Annotated in this window: 14 protein-coding genes; 5 read left to right on the forward strand and 9 right to left on the reverse strand. The window is 62.3% G+C overall.

Annotated features, from left to right (window positions below; translation table 11 throughout):
• Positions 1 to 23: 23 nt before the first annotated feature.
• The 3 genes from CPH89_RS13520 (at position 24) to CPH89_RS13530 (ending at position 3330) form a co-directional block, all read left to right on the forward strand.
• Positions 24 to 626, forward strand: coding sequence for a DUF4136 domain-containing protein (locus CPH89_RS13520; protein WP_053254146.1), 603 nt, complete (start codon positions 24 to 26; stop codon positions 624 to 626).
• 45 nt (positions 627 to 671) lie between these two features.
• Positions 672 to 1229, forward strand: a complete 558-nt coding sequence (locus tag CPH89_RS13525; RefSeq protein ID WP_053254147.1) for a DUF4136 domain-containing protein — start codon at positions 672 to 674, stop codon at positions 1227 to 1229.
• A 124-nt stretch (positions 1230 to 1353) separates the two neighbouring features.
• Entirely contained in the window at positions 1354 to 3330 is a 1977-nt protein-coding gene (locus tag CPH89_RS13530) for a pilus assembly protein TadG-related protein (RefSeq protein ID WP_053254148.1), read from the forward strand.
• On the opposite strand, the gene CPH89_RS13535 is transcribed toward CPH89_RS13530, so the two are convergent.
• Positions 3327 to 6059, reverse strand: coding sequence for a PAS domain-containing sensor histidine kinase (locus CPH89_RS13535; protein ID WP_053254149.1), 2733 nt, complete (start codon positions 6057 to 6059; stop codon positions 3327 to 3329). The two genes, CPH89_RS13530 and CPH89_RS13535, sit on opposite strands and share 4 nt — an antisense overlap.
• The gene (locus tag CPH89_RS13540; protein WP_053254150.1) at positions 6056 to 6493 is read right to left on the reverse strand and encodes a TadE/TadG family type IV pilus assembly protein; all 438 of its coding nucleotides are present in this window, start codon (positions 6491 to 6493) and stop codon (positions 6056 to 6058) included. The genes CPH89_RS13535 and CPH89_RS13540 overlap by 4 nt, the downstream gene beginning before the upstream one ends.
• Positions 6494 to 6564: 71 nt before the next feature.
• Between CPH89_RS13540 and CPH89_RS13545 the strand changes: the two genes are divergently transcribed.
• Both CPH89_RS13545 and CPH89_RS13550 read left to right on the forward strand, forming a co-directional pair.
• On the forward strand, positions 6565 to 7038 hold the full coding sequence (locus CPH89_RS13545; RefSeq protein ID WP_053254151.1) for a prepilin peptidase: 474 nt from the start codon (positions 6565 to 6567) through the stop codon (positions 7036 to 7038).
• Positions 7039 to 7163: 125 nt separating this feature from the next.
• Positions 7164 to 7946 carry a response regulator transcription factor gene (locus tag CPH89_RS13550; RefSeq protein ID WP_053254197.1) on the forward strand — a complete coding sequence of 261 codons (783 nt, stop codon included), beginning with the start codon at positions 7164 to 7166 and terminating at the stop codon, positions 7944 to 7946.
• A gap of 143 nt (positions 7947 to 8089) precedes the next feature.
• Here the strand turns inward: CPH89_RS13550 and CPH89_RS13555 are convergent, their stop codons facing one another.
• Genes CPH89_RS13555 through CPH89_RS13585 form a run of 7 tightly spaced genes read right to left on the reverse strand, consistent with a single transcriptional unit; the run spans position 8090 to position 14569 of the window.
• A complete protein-coding gene (locus tag CPH89_RS13555; protein WP_053254152.1) occupies positions 8090 to 8359 on the reverse strand; it encodes a DUF3613 domain-containing protein in 270 nt (89 codons plus the stop codon).
• A gap of 2 nt (positions 8360 to 8361) precedes the next feature.
• Positions 8362 to 9084, reverse strand: a complete 723-nt coding sequence (locus CPH89_RS13560) for a tetratricopeptide repeat protein (protein WP_053254153.1) — start codon at positions 9082 to 9084, stop codon at positions 8362 to 8364.
• A gap of 10 nt (positions 9085 to 9094) precedes the next feature.
• Positions 9095 to 9988, reverse strand: coding sequence for a type II secretion system F family protein (locus CPH89_RS13565; protein ID WP_078827692.1), 894 nt, complete (start codon positions 9986 to 9988; stop codon positions 9095 to 9097).
• 1 nt (position 9989) lies between these two features.
• Positions 9990 to 10871 (reverse strand): type II secretion system F family protein, encoded by an 882-nt coding sequence (locus CPH89_RS13570; RefSeq protein ID WP_053254154.1) that lies wholly within the window; start codon positions 10869 to 10871, stop codon positions 9990 to 9992.
• A 13-nt stretch (positions 10872 to 10884) separates the two neighbouring features.
• A complete protein-coding gene (locus CPH89_RS13575; RefSeq protein WP_053254155.1) occupies positions 10885 to 12153 on the reverse strand; it encodes a TadA family conjugal transfer-associated ATPase in 1269 nt (422 codons plus the stop codon).
• The gene (locus CPH89_RS13580; protein WP_053254156.1) at positions 12150 to 13343 is read right to left on the reverse strand and encodes a CpaE/TadZ family protein; all 1194 of its coding nucleotides are present in this window, start codon (positions 13341 to 13343) and stop codon (positions 12150 to 12152) included. Before CPH89_RS13580 ends, CPH89_RS13575 begins: the two co-directional genes overlap by 4 nt.
• Positions 13340 to 14569: a type II and III secretion system protein family protein gene (locus CPH89_RS13585; RefSeq protein WP_053254157.1), complete on the reverse strand. Its 1230-nt coding sequence runs from the start codon at positions 14567 to 14569 to the stop codon at positions 13340 to 13342. The genes CPH89_RS13580 and CPH89_RS13585 overlap by 4 nt, the downstream gene beginning before the upstream one ends.
• Between the last annotated feature and the right edge of the window lie 14 nt (positions 14570 to 14583).

Raw genomic sequence — 14583 nt, forward strand, 5'->3', positions numbered from 1 at the left:
CGGCCCAGTCTGCGGAGGTCGAAATGCGTCGTCTCTGTTTGATCCTGTTGTCCCTGGGGTTGGGCGCATGCTCCAGCCCGAATCCTTACGTGGCCGCCTCGGCCCCGATGCCACCGGCGCCGGCACAGGCGGCCAACACCTTTGATGCCAGCGCTTACCCGGCGCCGGTCCGCGACTATGGCGCCTACCGCAGTTGGGCCTGGCTTAACGGCCAACTGCCGGCGGGTTCGGCGTGGGCCGACTCGGCGCAAATTGCCGAGGCGGTCAGCGGTGCCCTTGACCAGCGCGGCTTGCGCCCCCTGCATGACAACCGTGCGCCCGACTTGCTGGTAAGCGCCGACGTGCGCCTGGAAAAACGCCTGCGCCAGGTCCAGGACGATTATGGCTATGGTTACGGTGGCTATAACCGCTATGGCAACGGTTACGGCATGTACAACTCGGTGCCGGTGGTGCGCACCTATGAAGTGACGGTGGCGGTGGCGCGTATCAGCCTGTTCGATGCCCGCACCCGCCAGCCGGTCTGGAGCACCAGCGCCGAAACGACCAGCCAGGGCAGCTTGAGCGAGCGGGCGGATGCGCTGCGCGAAGCCATGCAGAAGGCCATGACGGCTTACCCGCCCAGTTAGCCGCTATTCTCATCTCAGGCTTATGGCGTTTTTTGGAGAACAATCATGCTTCGTCGCTTCGCTGCACTTGCTGCTGTTTTACTGCTGGGGGGCTGCCAGACCAGTCAGGTCAATAACGACTATGACGCCAGCCGCGACTTCGGTGCCTACCGCAACTGGGCCTGGAAGGACCCGGCCCTGCAATATCGCCCGGATGACCCGCGCATCAAGAGCGACCTCACTGAGCAACGCATCCGCCAGGCCGTGGCTGAACAACTTGACCAGCGCGGCCTGCGTCCCGCAGCGGCAGGCACCAAGGCTGACCTGAACGTGCAGGTTTACCTGATCGTCGAAGACCGCCAGCAACAAGTCACGACCAATTACGGCGGCGCCTGGGGCGGCCCGTGGAACGGGTACTGGGGCGCGCCGATGTACAACGAAACGCGCAACATCACCTACAAGGTCGCAACCCTGCAGGTCGACCTGTTGGACGGCAAGGATGGCAAGCTGGTGTGGCGTGGCAGCGACGAGCAGATGATGAGCAGCACGCCGAACCCGCAGGACCGCAGCAATGCGATCCGCACCACCGTGACCAAGATCCTCTCGAATTACCCACCGCACTGAACCTGAGCTGTGCGGGAGCAAACCGCCTCCCGCATTTGCCCGTCATCCTCCGCAGCCCTTGTCTACACTCATTGACACCCCAGGAGAGTAAGCGCTCGGCAACTCGCCGGCACAGGAGTGCTCGATGTCTCCCCGATTGGCTTGCAAGCAGCGCGGTGCCATTGGCTTGATGGCGGCTGGCGTGTTGGCGTTGGTGTTGGTCTGCACGTTGCTGGTGGTCGACAGCGGCCGTTTGTACCTGGAGAAACGCAAGCTGCAAGGCGTGGCGGATACGGCGGCACTGGAAGCCGTGAGTCGCGGCGGGACCTGTGTGGCGGGCCTGAGCGCAGCGGCTTATGCGGCGCAGAGTGTGGCCCGCAACCATTTTGTGGTGGGTAACGGCAATAGCCTGGCGACCCTTTGCGGCACGGTAACGACTGGCGCGTCTGGGGTGCGCACCTTCAGTGCCAACCCTGCGGTGTCATCGGCGATTCAAGTGGTGCTCAGCAAAACTGTCACGACCAGCGTGGCCGGCGGGATCTGGGCACTCGTTTCCGGCGGCCCGATCAGCGTCAACACCGTCTTGACGGCGACGGCAGTGGCGGCCAAGCCTGCGCCATCGTTGGCCCAGCTCACCATCAACAGCACCCTGGCCAGCGTCAACACAGCCAGCGCGAGCCTGTTGAACCCGCTGTTCAGCGGCTTGCTCGGCGGCAACGTCAACCTGACCCTGGCGGGCTGGAACGGCTTGCTCACTACCAATATCAACCTGCTCAGTTACCTCGACCAGTTGGCGGTCAACCTGAACGTGGCCGCCGGTAACTACACCCAGTTGCTCAACACCACGGTCACCGCGTCGCAGTTGATCCAGGCCGCGATCAGCGTGCTGACCGCCAACGGGGCGACGGCAGACGTGTTGACGGCGCTGGGCAACCTGCAAGTCGCTGCGATCAACCAGGCGCCCTTGACCCTCGGGCAAATCCTGCAATTGCAGACGGGCACCACCGCGGCCGCGCTGAACGCCAACCTGCAGGTGTTCCAACTGATCCAGGGCGTGGTGCAACTGTCCAACAGCCAGAGCGCGGTGGCGGCAACCTTGCCGGTGAGCCTGCTGGGGCTGGCCAATATCACCACCCAAGTCAAAGTGATTGAGCCACCGCAATTGTCGGCCATTGGCAACCCGGCACTGGCCGCCGCCAACCCACTGGGGCCGAATGCGATTTATGTCCGTACCGCTCAGGTGCGTACGCAGGTGACGGTCAGCTTGCCGGTGTTGAGTAACTTGTCAGGGATGACCACCGCGGTGAATAACCTGGTGGGGCCGTTGACGCCGGTGGTCAATGGCCTGCTGAGCTTGAACCTGGTGACCACCATCAACTCGGCGCTGTGTTTGCTGGGGGCCGGGTGCCAACAGTTGGATTTGCTGCCGTTGCCGGGCAACTTGCCGCTTAACATCGTGCTGGATGCCGGGGGCGCCAGCAGTTATGTCACCGCGTACAGCTGCCCAACCGGCAACGCAGGTACCAAGAGTCTGACGGCGAACACCACAACCTCTGTGGCATCGCTGAATGTGGGCGCGATCACGAATGCGTTTTCCACCACACAGCCGATGACGGTGGCCCCTCTGGCACTGATCGATATTGGCACCAAGACCTGTCACATGATTGCCTTTATCGGCAGTTGCGGTCCCCGGGTGCCATTTGCCGGCGGCGGTATCGGCATCAAGGTGCAAAGCCCGATCGTGGGGAGCAGCCAAACCCAGGTGTTTTCCAGCCCCACGCCGTTTGCCACACCACCCAACGTAGGCCTTACGCCTAGCTATTTGGCCGCCACGCCCGCCACCAATGTGGTGAGCAGCCTTTCCACCACCCTCAGTGGCGTGGGCATTACCGCCTATCAGCCGGTGGGCAATAACCCGCTGGGCAGCCTGATTGCGAATACGGTCTCGCTGTTAAGCGGTGTCAGCGCCATCGTCACGCCGGTCGTGGATAGCCTGCTGGCCCCATTGCTCAACCCGATCCTGAACAACCTGTTGAACAGCCTGGGGATCAGCCTGGCGAATGTGAACGTCGGCGCCAACCTGACCTGCGGCCAGACCGGCGAAGCCTACCTGGTGATTTAAGCGTCGGTGGCCCTGGGCAGCTCAATACAAAACCGCGCGCCGTGTTCACCGTTGCTGACGCTCAGGCGCCCGCCCATGTTTTCCACGATGCCGTAGCTCACCGACAAGCCCAACCCGGTCCCCACGCCAATCGGCTTGGTGGTGAAGAACGGTTCGAAGATTCGCTCCAGTAAACGTGGGTCGATGCCGCCGCCGTTGTCTTCGACCCAGATGCGTACGTGGCGGCTGTCGTGTTCGGTGTGCACTGCAATCCAGGGGCGCAACGCGGGGTTTTTCTCGCGTTGGCTGACCAGCGCATCGCGGGCGTTGACCATCAGGTTGATCAACACCTGTTCAAGTTGGTCGATGTAGCCTTTGACCTGCACCGGAACCTGCGCCTGGGTCAGGCGCACGTCCACGCCTTTGCCGCGCAGGCCTTCGCTGAGCAACGACAGTGTGCCCTCCAGCGCCTGCGCCGGGTCGAAGGGTTGTTGCTCGATCTCCGAACGGCGGCCGAACACGCGCATGTGGTCCACCACACGGGCCGCACGCTGTACCTGTGCGTCAATGCGCTGCAGTTTTTCGGTCAGGTAATCGACCTGCGCGTCGCCATTGCCCAGGCGCTTGAGCACATTGACGATGGCCATGCGCATCACATTCAGTGGCTGGTTGATCTCGTGGGCCAGGCCGGTGGCCATTTCGCCGAGGGTGGCCATTTTCGCGCTTTGCGTCAGTTGTTGCTGAGAGCGGCGCACCTCGGTGTTGTCGCGGCCCACGGCCTGTACTTCCACCAATGCGCCGTGCTCATCAAATACCCCGCGGTCCGACCACACCCACCAGGCATGTTCGCGCCCAGGTAATTGCAGGCTGATTTCGGCGGTGCTGACGGGAAATTCCGGCGTCAGTTGCTCGATGCGGTGGGTAAATGCCTCGCGCTGTTCGGTCGACAGCCAGTCCCCCAGGTTCACCCCGTGCAGCTGTGCGGGTGAACATTCCAGGTAGTTGGCCAGTGGCGTGTTGCCAAACGTCAGGGTCAGGTCCGGGCGGTAGCGGCAAATCATCGCCGGGGAGTCTTCGACGAGGATTCGGTAGCGCTCCTCGCTGTCCTTGACCTGTTGCGCCGCCAGGGTCGCCTCGGTGACATCAAGCCACAGGCCGACCGCTTCCACCGGCACGCCAAGGTCGTCGCGCAGCAACTTGGCTTCGTCGAGCAGCCAGTGGTAGTCGCCCTGTTTGTCCTGCACACGATAACGGCTGCGCACGCTGCCTTCACGCAGCAGTTGGCGGGTGCGCTGGAAGTACAGGTCGCGGTCGTCCGGGTGTACCCATTGCACCAGGCTGTCGTGGTTGCACTCGGCGAGTGTACGGCCGAGCAAGGGGAGCAGGCTGTCACTGAAAAACACCGGCTGCAGGGCCCCGTTCACATAGCGCTGCACATAGATCACCGCCGGTGAGCTGGCTATCAGGTTGTCCAACCGGGCGTGGGCGGCGTCGGCTTGCAGTTGCTGGTTCTTGATGTCACTGATATCGAGCATAAAGCCGACCCATCGACGTTGCTCACCGGCGCCCAACACTTGGCCCTGCACGCGATACCAGGTCGGCGGCCGGTCGGGGTCGCTGCGGTTGAGGCGTACGCTGGCGAGCAACGGCTTACCCAGGGTTTGCAGGTCGTGCAGACGACTGTGCAGCTCCTGGCGGTCGGCGGGGTGGATCAGGTTCAGCCACGTGTCCAGAGGTTGCCGAGTCGGGCCTTCCTCCGGGTCGAGGTTGCGTATCAATTGGGGGGCGAGCTGGATTTCGTCACTCGCGGGCAACAACTCAAACCAGCCAGTGCCCAGCAAGCCTTGCAGGGCTTCCAGGCGTTCCAGTTGTTGATGGTGACGGTGTTCGCGCAGGCGGCTGAGCAATGGCGCGGCCAGGGCAGCAGCGAGGTTCAGCCAGTCTCGATCGCCGGTGTGCGGTTGGCCGCTGTAGGCGCCGCACAGCAGCCATGCGGCGACGCCTTGGCCATCGCGATAGGGCACCAGAAAACCATCGGCATTCCCAAATACGCTATGCAAACGCGGGTGTTCACCACGCCCATAGGGGGCTTGCAGGCTCAGCGGCGTCGTACCGTTGAGACTGTCCAGGCAGGTGCCGAGCCGCTGACCGGCGTGCCAGAACAGCGGGGCGTCATGGTTGGCGTACTGGCTGTAGATCATCCAGCCCTGATCTTCCTGATCGAGCAAGGCGAGGGCGACACACGGGATACGCCAGCGTTGCGCGACGCTGCACAACTGTTCATTGAACACCTCGGGCAGGCGGCTGAGGCTGCACACGCGCAATTGCTCACTTACCCGGCTGGTCAGTTGATGGTTCTGTTCGCGCTGTTCGGCCCGGTCTCGGCCGCCGAGCAAATCGCCGATATCCACGGCATGCAACAGCCAGCCGTGCTCGTGGGCTTCTATCGTCGCCCGGGTGTGCAGGATGTGCCCGGCTACGCTGTGGAAATCCAGGTCGAGGCTGTGGCGTTGCCAATCGGCCGGCACACCTTCCACTGCCAGGGCGCTATGGGCACACAGAAGGTCGTGCAAGCGTGGCGAGTTCATCGGGTGCCCCAACTGCGGGCGCAGCGTGCCGCTGATCTCCAGCACATGGCCTTGAGCATCCAACTGCATGTGCAAACCGGCAGCCGGGGGCAGTGGCGTGTCGATAGCCAGCGCGCTACTGCGGCCGAGCAGGCGCCCGAAGAGTTTGTCGCCGGAACTCAAAATTGCAGGCTCGACTGGGCCTGCAACGTCACCGGCAATTGCGGCACGGTGCCAATGCCGGGCAGGACAATAAAGGGCATGACCGACTGGAGATTGGCCGACGGGTAGTTGATCTGCACCGACAGCAGGCCGTTGTTGAAGGTGGTGCTGATTTGGTTGATGTTGAAGTTGTACGCCGGCGGAATCCAATACAAACGCGTGGTGATAGCGTTTTTGGCGGTGCTCTGCACGGCGGCCTGGTAGCCCGGCATCGTCGGGTCCAGGGCCACGCTCAGCCGCACGGCCTCGGCGGTTGCCTGGTTGAACGACTGCAAGAGCAGCAGCGGCAGGCTATAGCTGACCATGCCGTAGAACACGGCGAAAAAAATCACAAACACGGCCACAAATTCGATCGCTGCCGTGCCTTTTTGCTTACTGGGGAGGCTTGTTTTCATCACCGCGTCTACCCTGACGGCTACTACTTGATATCAGCATAGAATCAATCGGCGAAAAGGGACGTTTTTTAGTGATCCAAGCTGCGGTGGTGCTGTTGTGGTTGGCGCTGTGTGCGAGGCAGGACGCCCGGCAACGATTGCTTGCCAATCGCCTGACGCTGGGCGCGGCCCTGTTGGCGTTGATTTATCTTGTGTGGACGGGCAACACCTGGCTCGGTGCATCCGTCGCGCAGGGGCTGTGGGCGTTTATCCTCGCGCTGCTGTTGACCTTGCCCGGTTACGCCCTTGGCCGGCTGGGGGCGGGGGACGTCAAGCTGCTTGCGGCGCTGGCGCTGGCATCGAATGCCGAGTATTTGCTGGGGTCATTTGTCGGCGCTGCGGCCGTCAATGTGCTCTGGCTGTTACTCGCGCCAAAACTGTGGCCGCTTATGCGTCAAGGGCTTAAAACGCATCTGCTGTACCTGGCCCCGAATTCGTCAAAAAAATTGCCGTTTGCGCCGTTTTTACTGGTGGGCTTTGCACTCGCCTGGTTTTGGATCCATTAGTCGTCAGAGGGTATTAACGCTATGTACATAGTCAGAAAGTACGTCTACGTTTAATACGCAGGTGCAGGAATATTTCGTGGTGAAGGATTAGTCAAACTATTGGCTTGCAAGGCATGGAGTCGCGCGTGAACAAGCTTACCTCTGCAGTAAAAGTGCTCGTAGTCGATGATCAGCCGTTGATCGTGGAAGAGCTTTGTGAGTTCCTTGAAAGCAGCGGTTTCCGCTGCGTGCCTTGTGAGTCCAGCCAACAGGCCTTGAAACGCTTCAGCGAAGACGCCGAGATCGGCCTGGTGCTGTGCGACCTGCATATGCCGGACATGGACGGCATCGAGCTGGTCCAGGCCCTGCAAAAGGTGGCCGGCAAACAGCGCGCCTTCGAGGCGATCATGTTGACCGGCCGCGCCGATAAGCAAGATGTGATCAAGGCCCTGCGCGCGGGGATCGCGGACTACTACCAGAAGCCGATCAACCTGCACGAGTTGCTCGAAGGCTTGCAGCGCCAGGAAGCCGCGCTGGAAGAACGCAAGAAGGAGCTGCAACTGGGGCACCTGAACCAGAAGCTGCAATTTCTTTCCGAGTCCATCAATGATCTGTACCAGGACCTCGACAAAGTGCGCCGCAGCCCGCAAGTGCTGGAAGGCGAAGATGCCTCGGCCGAGGAGGTCGGGCCGTTAGAAACGCCGGCGATCTTCAACCAATTGTCGCCGCGTCAGTTGGACGTCGCGCGGCTGGTGGGCAAGGGGCAGACCAACTATCAAATCGCCTGCGAGCTGGGCATTACCGAGAACACCGTGAAGCTGTATGTGTCCCAGGTTCTACGCCTGACCCACATGCATAACCGCACGCAATTGGCGTTGGCGCTATCGCCGAACAATTCGGCAATGCGCCAGCGTGTCACTGCCCACTGACCCTGTCCTTTCACACTCGGCCAAAATGTGGGAGCGGGCTTGCTCGCGAAAGCGGTGAATCGGCTGAGGATGTCTCGGCTGCTACCACGCATTCGCGAGCAAGCCCGCTCCTCCATTTGGCACGACGCGGGTGCCGGATTGGCTCAATTACTGCCTTGGGTCTGCCCACCGACTTTCTGTTCGAAATACTCCGGAATCGGATGCTTGTAGCTCTCCAGTAAGCGCTGGGCGGCTTGTTCGCGTTCTGCGGCCGTGGCCTTTTGCGGTGTCGTTGATGCGGCACGCCCACTGGCCTGCAAGGTCAGCCAGCTCTCGGTGACTGCCTGCTGCGGCGACGAGGGGCCGGGGTCTATGGCCATCACGCTCAGGGGCATTACCAGCACTGCCAGGCTGGTCAGATAAGGCACGTTCATGATCAATTCCTCGGGTGGCTGGCTGGATCGACGACCGTCGCGATCTGGTCCTTGGCCTTGGCGACGGTTGCGCTGGAGCCCTTGAGTTTTTCGGCCCTGGCCTGGGCATCGGTGACTTGTTCGGGGCTCAGGCCCATTTGAGTGACCAGTTGCGCGGCCTGCTGCCAGTTGTCCTGATAGATCAGCAGGGTCACCAGGTTGATCGCCGCCAGCGGGTCGCTCTGCTTGAGTTCCATGGCGGTCAAGAATTCGAATCGCGCATCCTCAAGACGCAGTTGGTTGAGGTACACCACGCCCAGGTCGTTGCGGATCTTTTCGTCGGTCGGGGCCAGTCGCGCCGCGCGTTGCAAGTGCGACATGGCTTGCCCGTTGTCGCCCTTGGCCGAGGCCAGTTGCCCCAACCCGTGTTCGCCTTCTGCGGCCATGCAGGTGCCGAGCAGGCTGCGATAAAGTGGCTCGGCCTCGCTGCGTCCCAGCAACCGATAAGCCTTGGCCTGGCGCAGGCGCACCTGGGGCAGCGTGGCCGGCAAGCTCTGCAGGTTGGCCAGGCTGGCGTGCAGCTTGCCGTCGTTGGCCATTTCATCGGCCAGGTTCAGCGACAGTTCCTGGTCGGCGCCGGGCTTGGGGCAGGTGCCGGTGGCCGTCAGGGCGCCCCACGGGGTCTGGCCATTGGTGGCGCAACCGCCGAGCAGTAACAGGCTCATACCGGCTATCAAGGCTTTCATCGGGCGCTCCTCATAAGTTACTCAAGGCCCGAGAGATACCGATAAACGCCGGCCCCCCAAGCACGATCAGCAGGGCGGGAAACAAAAACACCATCATCACCACCGACATTTTCGCGGACATTTTCGACACGAATTCCTGAATGCGCGTCAGGCGTCGGTCGTCGAGCAATTGCTTGAGCGCCAGTAACGATTTCATCGCACCGCCGCCCTGCTGCACCAGTTGCTGGAGGATGGTGCAGGTGTCGGTGAATTCGTCCACGGCCAGCATCCTGGCGGTTTTACCCAGCTCTTCGCTGAGTTCCAGGCCGGAGTCGACGCGGGTCAGGATCAGGCGCAGTTCATGGGTCAGCGCCGGCAGCAGGCGCTGCGCTTCAATGCTCAACACGCGTAGCGCTTGTTCGACCGCCATGCCGGATTCGAACAGAATGCGCAGCAGCGGAATGAACGTGGAGACCTCGCGCGCAATGCGTTGCTGCCGCGCATTGGCGGCCCTGGCCAGAATCCGCTTGGGCAGCAGGTAGCCGATGCCCAGGCCAATCAAGGGCGCCAGCCACGGCGACGCCGTGTGGGGAAACAGCAGTTGCTGGCCCACCAGCACAACGCCCAACAGCAGTAACGGGGTGCCCACTTGGATGGCCGCGAACATGGAGCGCTGGGAGGCCTGGCGCCAGCCGACCCGGTTGAGCAGGGTTTGGGTTTCGTTGTCCAGGCTGACCGAACGCTGTGCCAAAGGGCTGTTGCCCAGTTGGCGCATTAGGTTGCCGAGCTTGTGTTCGCTGCCCATCTGGCCCTGCAAACGCTGGGCGACCAGGCGTTGGCTGCGCCGATGTTTAATCAAGTTGGCCAGCACCAGCGCCAGGGCAGCCAGGAACAGTACGGCGCTGATCAGCAGCGAAATAGCCATCTCATACGCTCCGCAACATGCGCCACAAGGTGAAGCAGCCCAACAGCTGCATGATCAGCGCCACGAACAACAGCATGCGCCCGGTGCCGTCATTCCACATGGTCATCAGGTAGGCGGGGTTCACCGCCAGGAAGTAGCCGATCATCGAGATCGGCAGGGCGGTGAGCACATAGGCGGTCACCCGGGTTTCGCCGGTCAGGGCGCGCAGCTGGCGAGCGGCCTGCTCGCGCTCGCGGATCATCTTGATCAGATTTTCCAGCAGTTCACTGGCGTTGCCGCCATAGCGATGGTTGACCTTCAGGCCCAGCGCGAACAGGCGAAACTCATCACGCTCGTAGAACTCGGCAAAGTCGTGGGCGGATTCCGGCAGGCTGACACCCAACTGCACGTTGCGCCGGATACGGCCCATGGCTTCTTGCAGCGGGTCCTCCGTGATCTCGATACCGCCCAGCACCGCATCGGCCAACGTGCGTCCGGCCTTGAGGCTGCGCACGGTATGGTCGAGCAATTGCGGTAACTGTTCGATCATGCGCTTGATGCGTCGTTGGTAGCGCCAGGCGATGTACAGGCGCAACAGCAACAGCGGCAATACCAGCATCACCAGCAGGCCGGCCCAACCGGCCACCAACCCACCCAGCACGACGCCCAGGGCCCACATCGTCAGCCACAGCCCCAAGCTGTCGCTGGGTTTGCCGAGGCCCGCACGCAGGAACATTTTTTCCACGCCACTCCACTGGCCGGCCTCTTCGGTCAGTTGCGGCTGGCCTTCGGCGAGCCGGCCCAGCACGCGCTCGGTCTGGGCGCGGCGCAGGCCGTTTTGAAAGGACCGAAGCGACAGGCCGATCAGGATCAGGCAGATGAGCAGCAGGATAGCCCCGGTCATGGTTGTGCCTCCTTCAAGGCAGTGTCGGTTCGCGGCGCAGTTTTTCGCCGGCAGGGTTGACCGCTTCACGCAGAAAACCGAAACCGGTACGCCGGTCATGGCGGAACAGGGTGTTAGTCACGTAGACGTCTTCGCGGATGCCCACCACCTCGACCACTTCGCTGACGCAACGACGCCCGTCGGGCAGGCGGGTCAGTTGGATCACCACATCCAGGGCCGCGCAGATCATTTGTCGCAGGGTTTTCTCCGCCACCACGCGGCCGGTCAACCCCACCAGGGTTTCCAGGCGCAGCAGCGCATCGCCGGCGTTGTTGGCGTGCACGGTGCTCATGGAACCGTCGTGGCCGGTGTTCATGGCGGTCAGTACATCGAGCACTTCGACACCACGGATCTCGCCGAGAATAATGCGGTCGGGGCGCATCCGCAGGGCGTTGCGGATCAGGTCGCTGGCCTTGACCTCGCCGTGGCCCTCGGCGTTCGGCGGGCGGGTTTCCAGGCGCACGACGTGCGGGTGGCCCAGTTGCAACTCGGCCACGTCCTCGATGGTGACCAGGCGTTCATGGGGGTTGATCAATTGGCTGAGAATATTCAGCAAAGTGGTTTTGCCGGTGCCGGTGCCGCCACTGATGAGGATGTTGCAGCGCTTGCCGACCGCGTCCTGGAAGAAGTCAAAGATGTTCTGGTCGATGGTCTGCATCGCGACCAGGTCGCTGCTCTTGAGCATGTCCTTGCGAAATTTACGTATCGACAGGCACGGCCCATCGAGGGCGATCGGCGGGATGATCGCGTTGACCCGGCTGCCATCGGGCAGACGGGCGTCGACCATCGGCGATGACTCATCCAGGCGCCGGCCCAGCGGCGCGAGGATGCGTTGCATCACCCGCTCAACGTGGTGCGAATCGATAAAGCGCAGGTCGCTCTGGTGCAGCAAACCGTCACGCTCGATAAACACCCGGTGCGGGCCATTGACCAGGATTTCCGTCACGGACGGGTCGCGCAGCAGGACTTCCAGTGGGCCGAAACCGGTCAACTCGTCGACGATTTCTTCGGCCAGCCGTTCCATCTCATAACGGGAAATCGCCAGGTGCAGGCGGTTGATGTATTCAGCGACTTTGTCGATGACGAACTGCGCCAACAGCTGGCGCGAGCCCTCCAGCAGGTTTTTTCCCGACTCTTCGATGGCATCGATGATGTAACGATGCAGCACCAGCTTCAGCCCGTCGTGGTCCGTATTGCCCCCGAATTCGCGAACCGGTGTGCCAAAGAGTTTTTCGCCGTTCATTTGCCGGCTCCCAGCAAGCGTTCAAGCCAGGTGTTGGACGTTTTCTTCATGCCTTCCGAGCGTTTTGCGAGGCGCTCGCCGAGGGTTTTCAGGGCGTGGGTCAGGCTTTCCCGAGGGGCCAGTGCGAACAGGGTTTGCCCCTGGTTCTTGGCGTTCAGGCGCACCTCCGGGCTAAACGGCAACACGGCGATCACTTCCAGCCCGAAGCTTTTGCCCAAGGCCTCGGCATCGGGCGCGCAGCCTTTGATATAGCGGTCGACCAAGAGCTTGGCGTGCTCCAGTTTCATGCCTTTTTCGCGCCACTGTTTAAGCACGCCAAGGTTGCGACGGCAGTCCAGTACGCTCTGGTCGGCGCACCACAACAGCTTGTCGCAGTGGCTGACAAACGTGCGCAGCGCTTCGCTGTCCGGTTGGCCGGCGAGGTTCACCACAATGTGTTGGAAGTGCTGGCGCAAGGCACTGAGCAGCATGTACAGCTCGGCGGCGCTGGTCAGCTCCAGCGGCTCGTCGTTGGGGGCGTAGGCGAGGATGCGCAGACCGTCTTCGGCAGAGGTAAACGCGCTGTTGATCAGGGTGGTGTCCAGCCGCCTGAGGTGGCGCAGGGCATCGCCAAAATTGAATGAGCTTTCCAGCCCCAGCAGCGCCAGGCTGTCGCCGCGGGGCAGGCCCAGGTCCAGCAGCAACGTTTGCTGGCCGCTCTTTTGCACGACCAACGCCAAATGGCTGGTGAGCAGGGCGCCGTCGGCATTGCTTTGGGTGCCGTACAGCACGGTCAGGCCGCCCAGTTGGGTGTTGGTGGTGACCTGCGGCAAGCGCTTGCTCAGGCGGCGCACCAGCCCGGCGACTTCGCTGGAGCGTGAACCGTAGGCGACAAAATCCCGGGCGCCGGCGCGCATTGCATTGAGTACCAACTGGTTGTCCATGCCGTCACCGAGGGCGACGATGGCCAGCATCGGCTTGGCTTCCAGCGCACCTTCGATCAGCGCGCTTTGGGCGACCACGTGCTCACGGTCGAGGCCGATGAACACCAGGTTGGCGAAGGTGACATCCACCAGCGCCAGCAGCTCGTCCAGGGTGCCACTGCCGGCACTGACCACTTGGCCAAGCGGCGCCAGCGCGCCCTGCAGCCATTCCAGGTCGGTGGTATTGCGCGTGATTGCCAGAAACGTCTGGCTCAGGCTATCGCTCATTGGGACAAACCGTTGAGTCGGTCGAAATTACCGTTTTCCAGAAAATACAGGCGGTACCAGTTCGGGTCGTAGTTGCGCAGCTTCTCACCCGGCAAGGACGGTAGTTGGGCGTTGGCCGCCAACGGTTGCACCAGGTGCGGCGTGACGATCATCAGCAGTTCTTTGTCCTGGCGTTTAACCGAGGAATCGCGAAAGAACGCCCCCAGGACCGGGATGTCGCCGAGGCCGGGGAATTTGCTGATATTGGTGCTGTTGTTGCTGCTGATCAGGCCGCTGATCACGAAGCTTTCACCGTCTGCCAGCGACACGCTGGTGTCGGTGCGGCGGATGGTCAGGGCCGGTACCGAAATGTTCTGGATGATCACCGCGTTGGTGTAGTCCAGCTCGCTGACTTCCGGTGCGACTTTGAGGGAGATCCGGTTGTGGTCGATCACGGTCGGGGTCAGGGTCAGGCGAATCCCGAACTCCTTGTACTCGATCGAGATGCTGTTGCTACCGCTGCTGGGCACTGGAATCGGCACTTCGCCGCCCGCGAGGAACGTCGCGCTCTGGCCGCTCATGGCTACCAGGCTTGGACGCGCCAGGGTGTAGGCAAAACCGCTGCTTTCCAGGGCGTTGATCATGGCCGAGACACGCCCGCCACCGAAGCCGATATTGAAGGTGTCGCCGTTGACCGGCAGGTTGCCGCGAAACGGCGTACTCACCGGGTTGGCCACGTTGCTGGGGCTGCCGAACAGGAAGTTGCCGCCGCGCCCGAAGATCGACGTGCTGGCTTCCTTGAGCTTGGTGCGGCTGACCTCGACAAAACGAATGTCGGTCTGCACCTGGCTGGGCAGCAGCGGGTCATCGGAAGGCGACAGTGCGAGGTTGGTGAGGGCCGAGGTGGCCTTGCCTTTGACGAACACCATGCTCTGGCGCGGGGTGTTCGAGCAGGCGGTCCAGACCATCAGGCTGGTGGTGCCGGAAGCGACACCGGTCAGCAGGAAACCGCGATCCCCGTTGAGGTGGACATCGGCAATTTTCGGGTCGCCGATCGCCAGGCGCGTGATCGCGACGGGTGATTGCAGCTCCTGTTGCAGGCCCTCGCCTACCGAGAGTGCGGCGGGCAGTTGGCCCAGGCTGCCGCAGTTGCCTGGGGCGGCCACGGCCATACCCACAGACACATTCGACAGCATCAGGGCACAGGCGATTTTCAGCGTGAACACCGGTGCGAAACGTCGGCTCATGCACAGCATCCTTG

The sequence above is a fragment of the Pseudomonas fluorescens genome, assembly GCF_900215245.1.
GTDB lineage: Bacteria > Pseudomonadota > Gammaproteobacteria > Pseudomonadales > Pseudomonadaceae > Aquipseudomonas > Aquipseudomonas fluorescens.

Excerpts from the sequence above, each read along its gene's own strand:
- CPH89_RS13585 (WP_053254157.1), bottom strand. The coding sequence starts at position 14,569 with ATGAGCCGACGTTTCGCACCGGTGTTCACGCTGAAAATCGCCTGTGCC.
- CPH89_RS13575 (WP_053254155.1), bottom strand. The coding sequence starts at position 12,153 with ATGAACGGCGAAAAACTCTTTGGCACACCGGTTCGCGAATTCGGGGGC.
- CPH89_RS13525 (WP_053254147.1), top strand. The coding sequence starts at position 672 with ATGCTTCGTCGCTTCGCTGCACTTGCTGCTGTTTTACTGCTGGGGGGC.
- CPH89_RS13570 (WP_053254154.1), bottom strand. The coding sequence starts at position 10,871 with ATGACCGGGGCTATCCTGCTGCTCATCTGCCTGATCCTGATCGGCCTG.
- CPH89_RS13580 (WP_053254156.1), bottom strand. The coding sequence starts at position 13,343 with ATGAGCGATAGCCTGAGCCAGACGTTTCTGGCAATCACGCGCAATACC.
- CPH89_RS13530 (WP_053254148.1), top strand. The coding sequence starts at position 1,354 with ATGTCTCCCCGATTGGCTTGCAAGCAGCGCGGTGCCATTGGCTTGATG.
- CPH89_RS13520 (WP_053254146.1), top strand. The coding sequence starts at position 24 with ATGCGTCGTCTCTGTTTGATCCTGTTGTCCCTGGGGTTGGGCGCATGC.
- CPH89_RS13560 (WP_053254153.1), bottom strand. The coding sequence starts at position 9,084 with ATGAAAGCCTTGATAGCCGGTATGAGCCTGTTACTGCTCGGCGGTTGC.
- CPH89_RS13540 (WP_053254150.1), bottom strand. The coding sequence starts at position 6,493 with ATGAAAACAAGCCTCCCCAGTAAGCAAAAAGGCACGGCAGCGATCGAA.
- CPH89_RS13565 (WP_078827692.1), bottom strand. The coding sequence starts at position 9,988 with ATGGCTATTTCGCTGCTGATCAGCGCCGTACTGTTCCTGGCTGCCCTG.
- CPH89_RS13555 (WP_053254152.1), bottom strand. The coding sequence starts at position 8,359 with ATGAACGTGCCTTATCTGACCAGCCTGGCAGTGCTGGTAATGCCCCTG.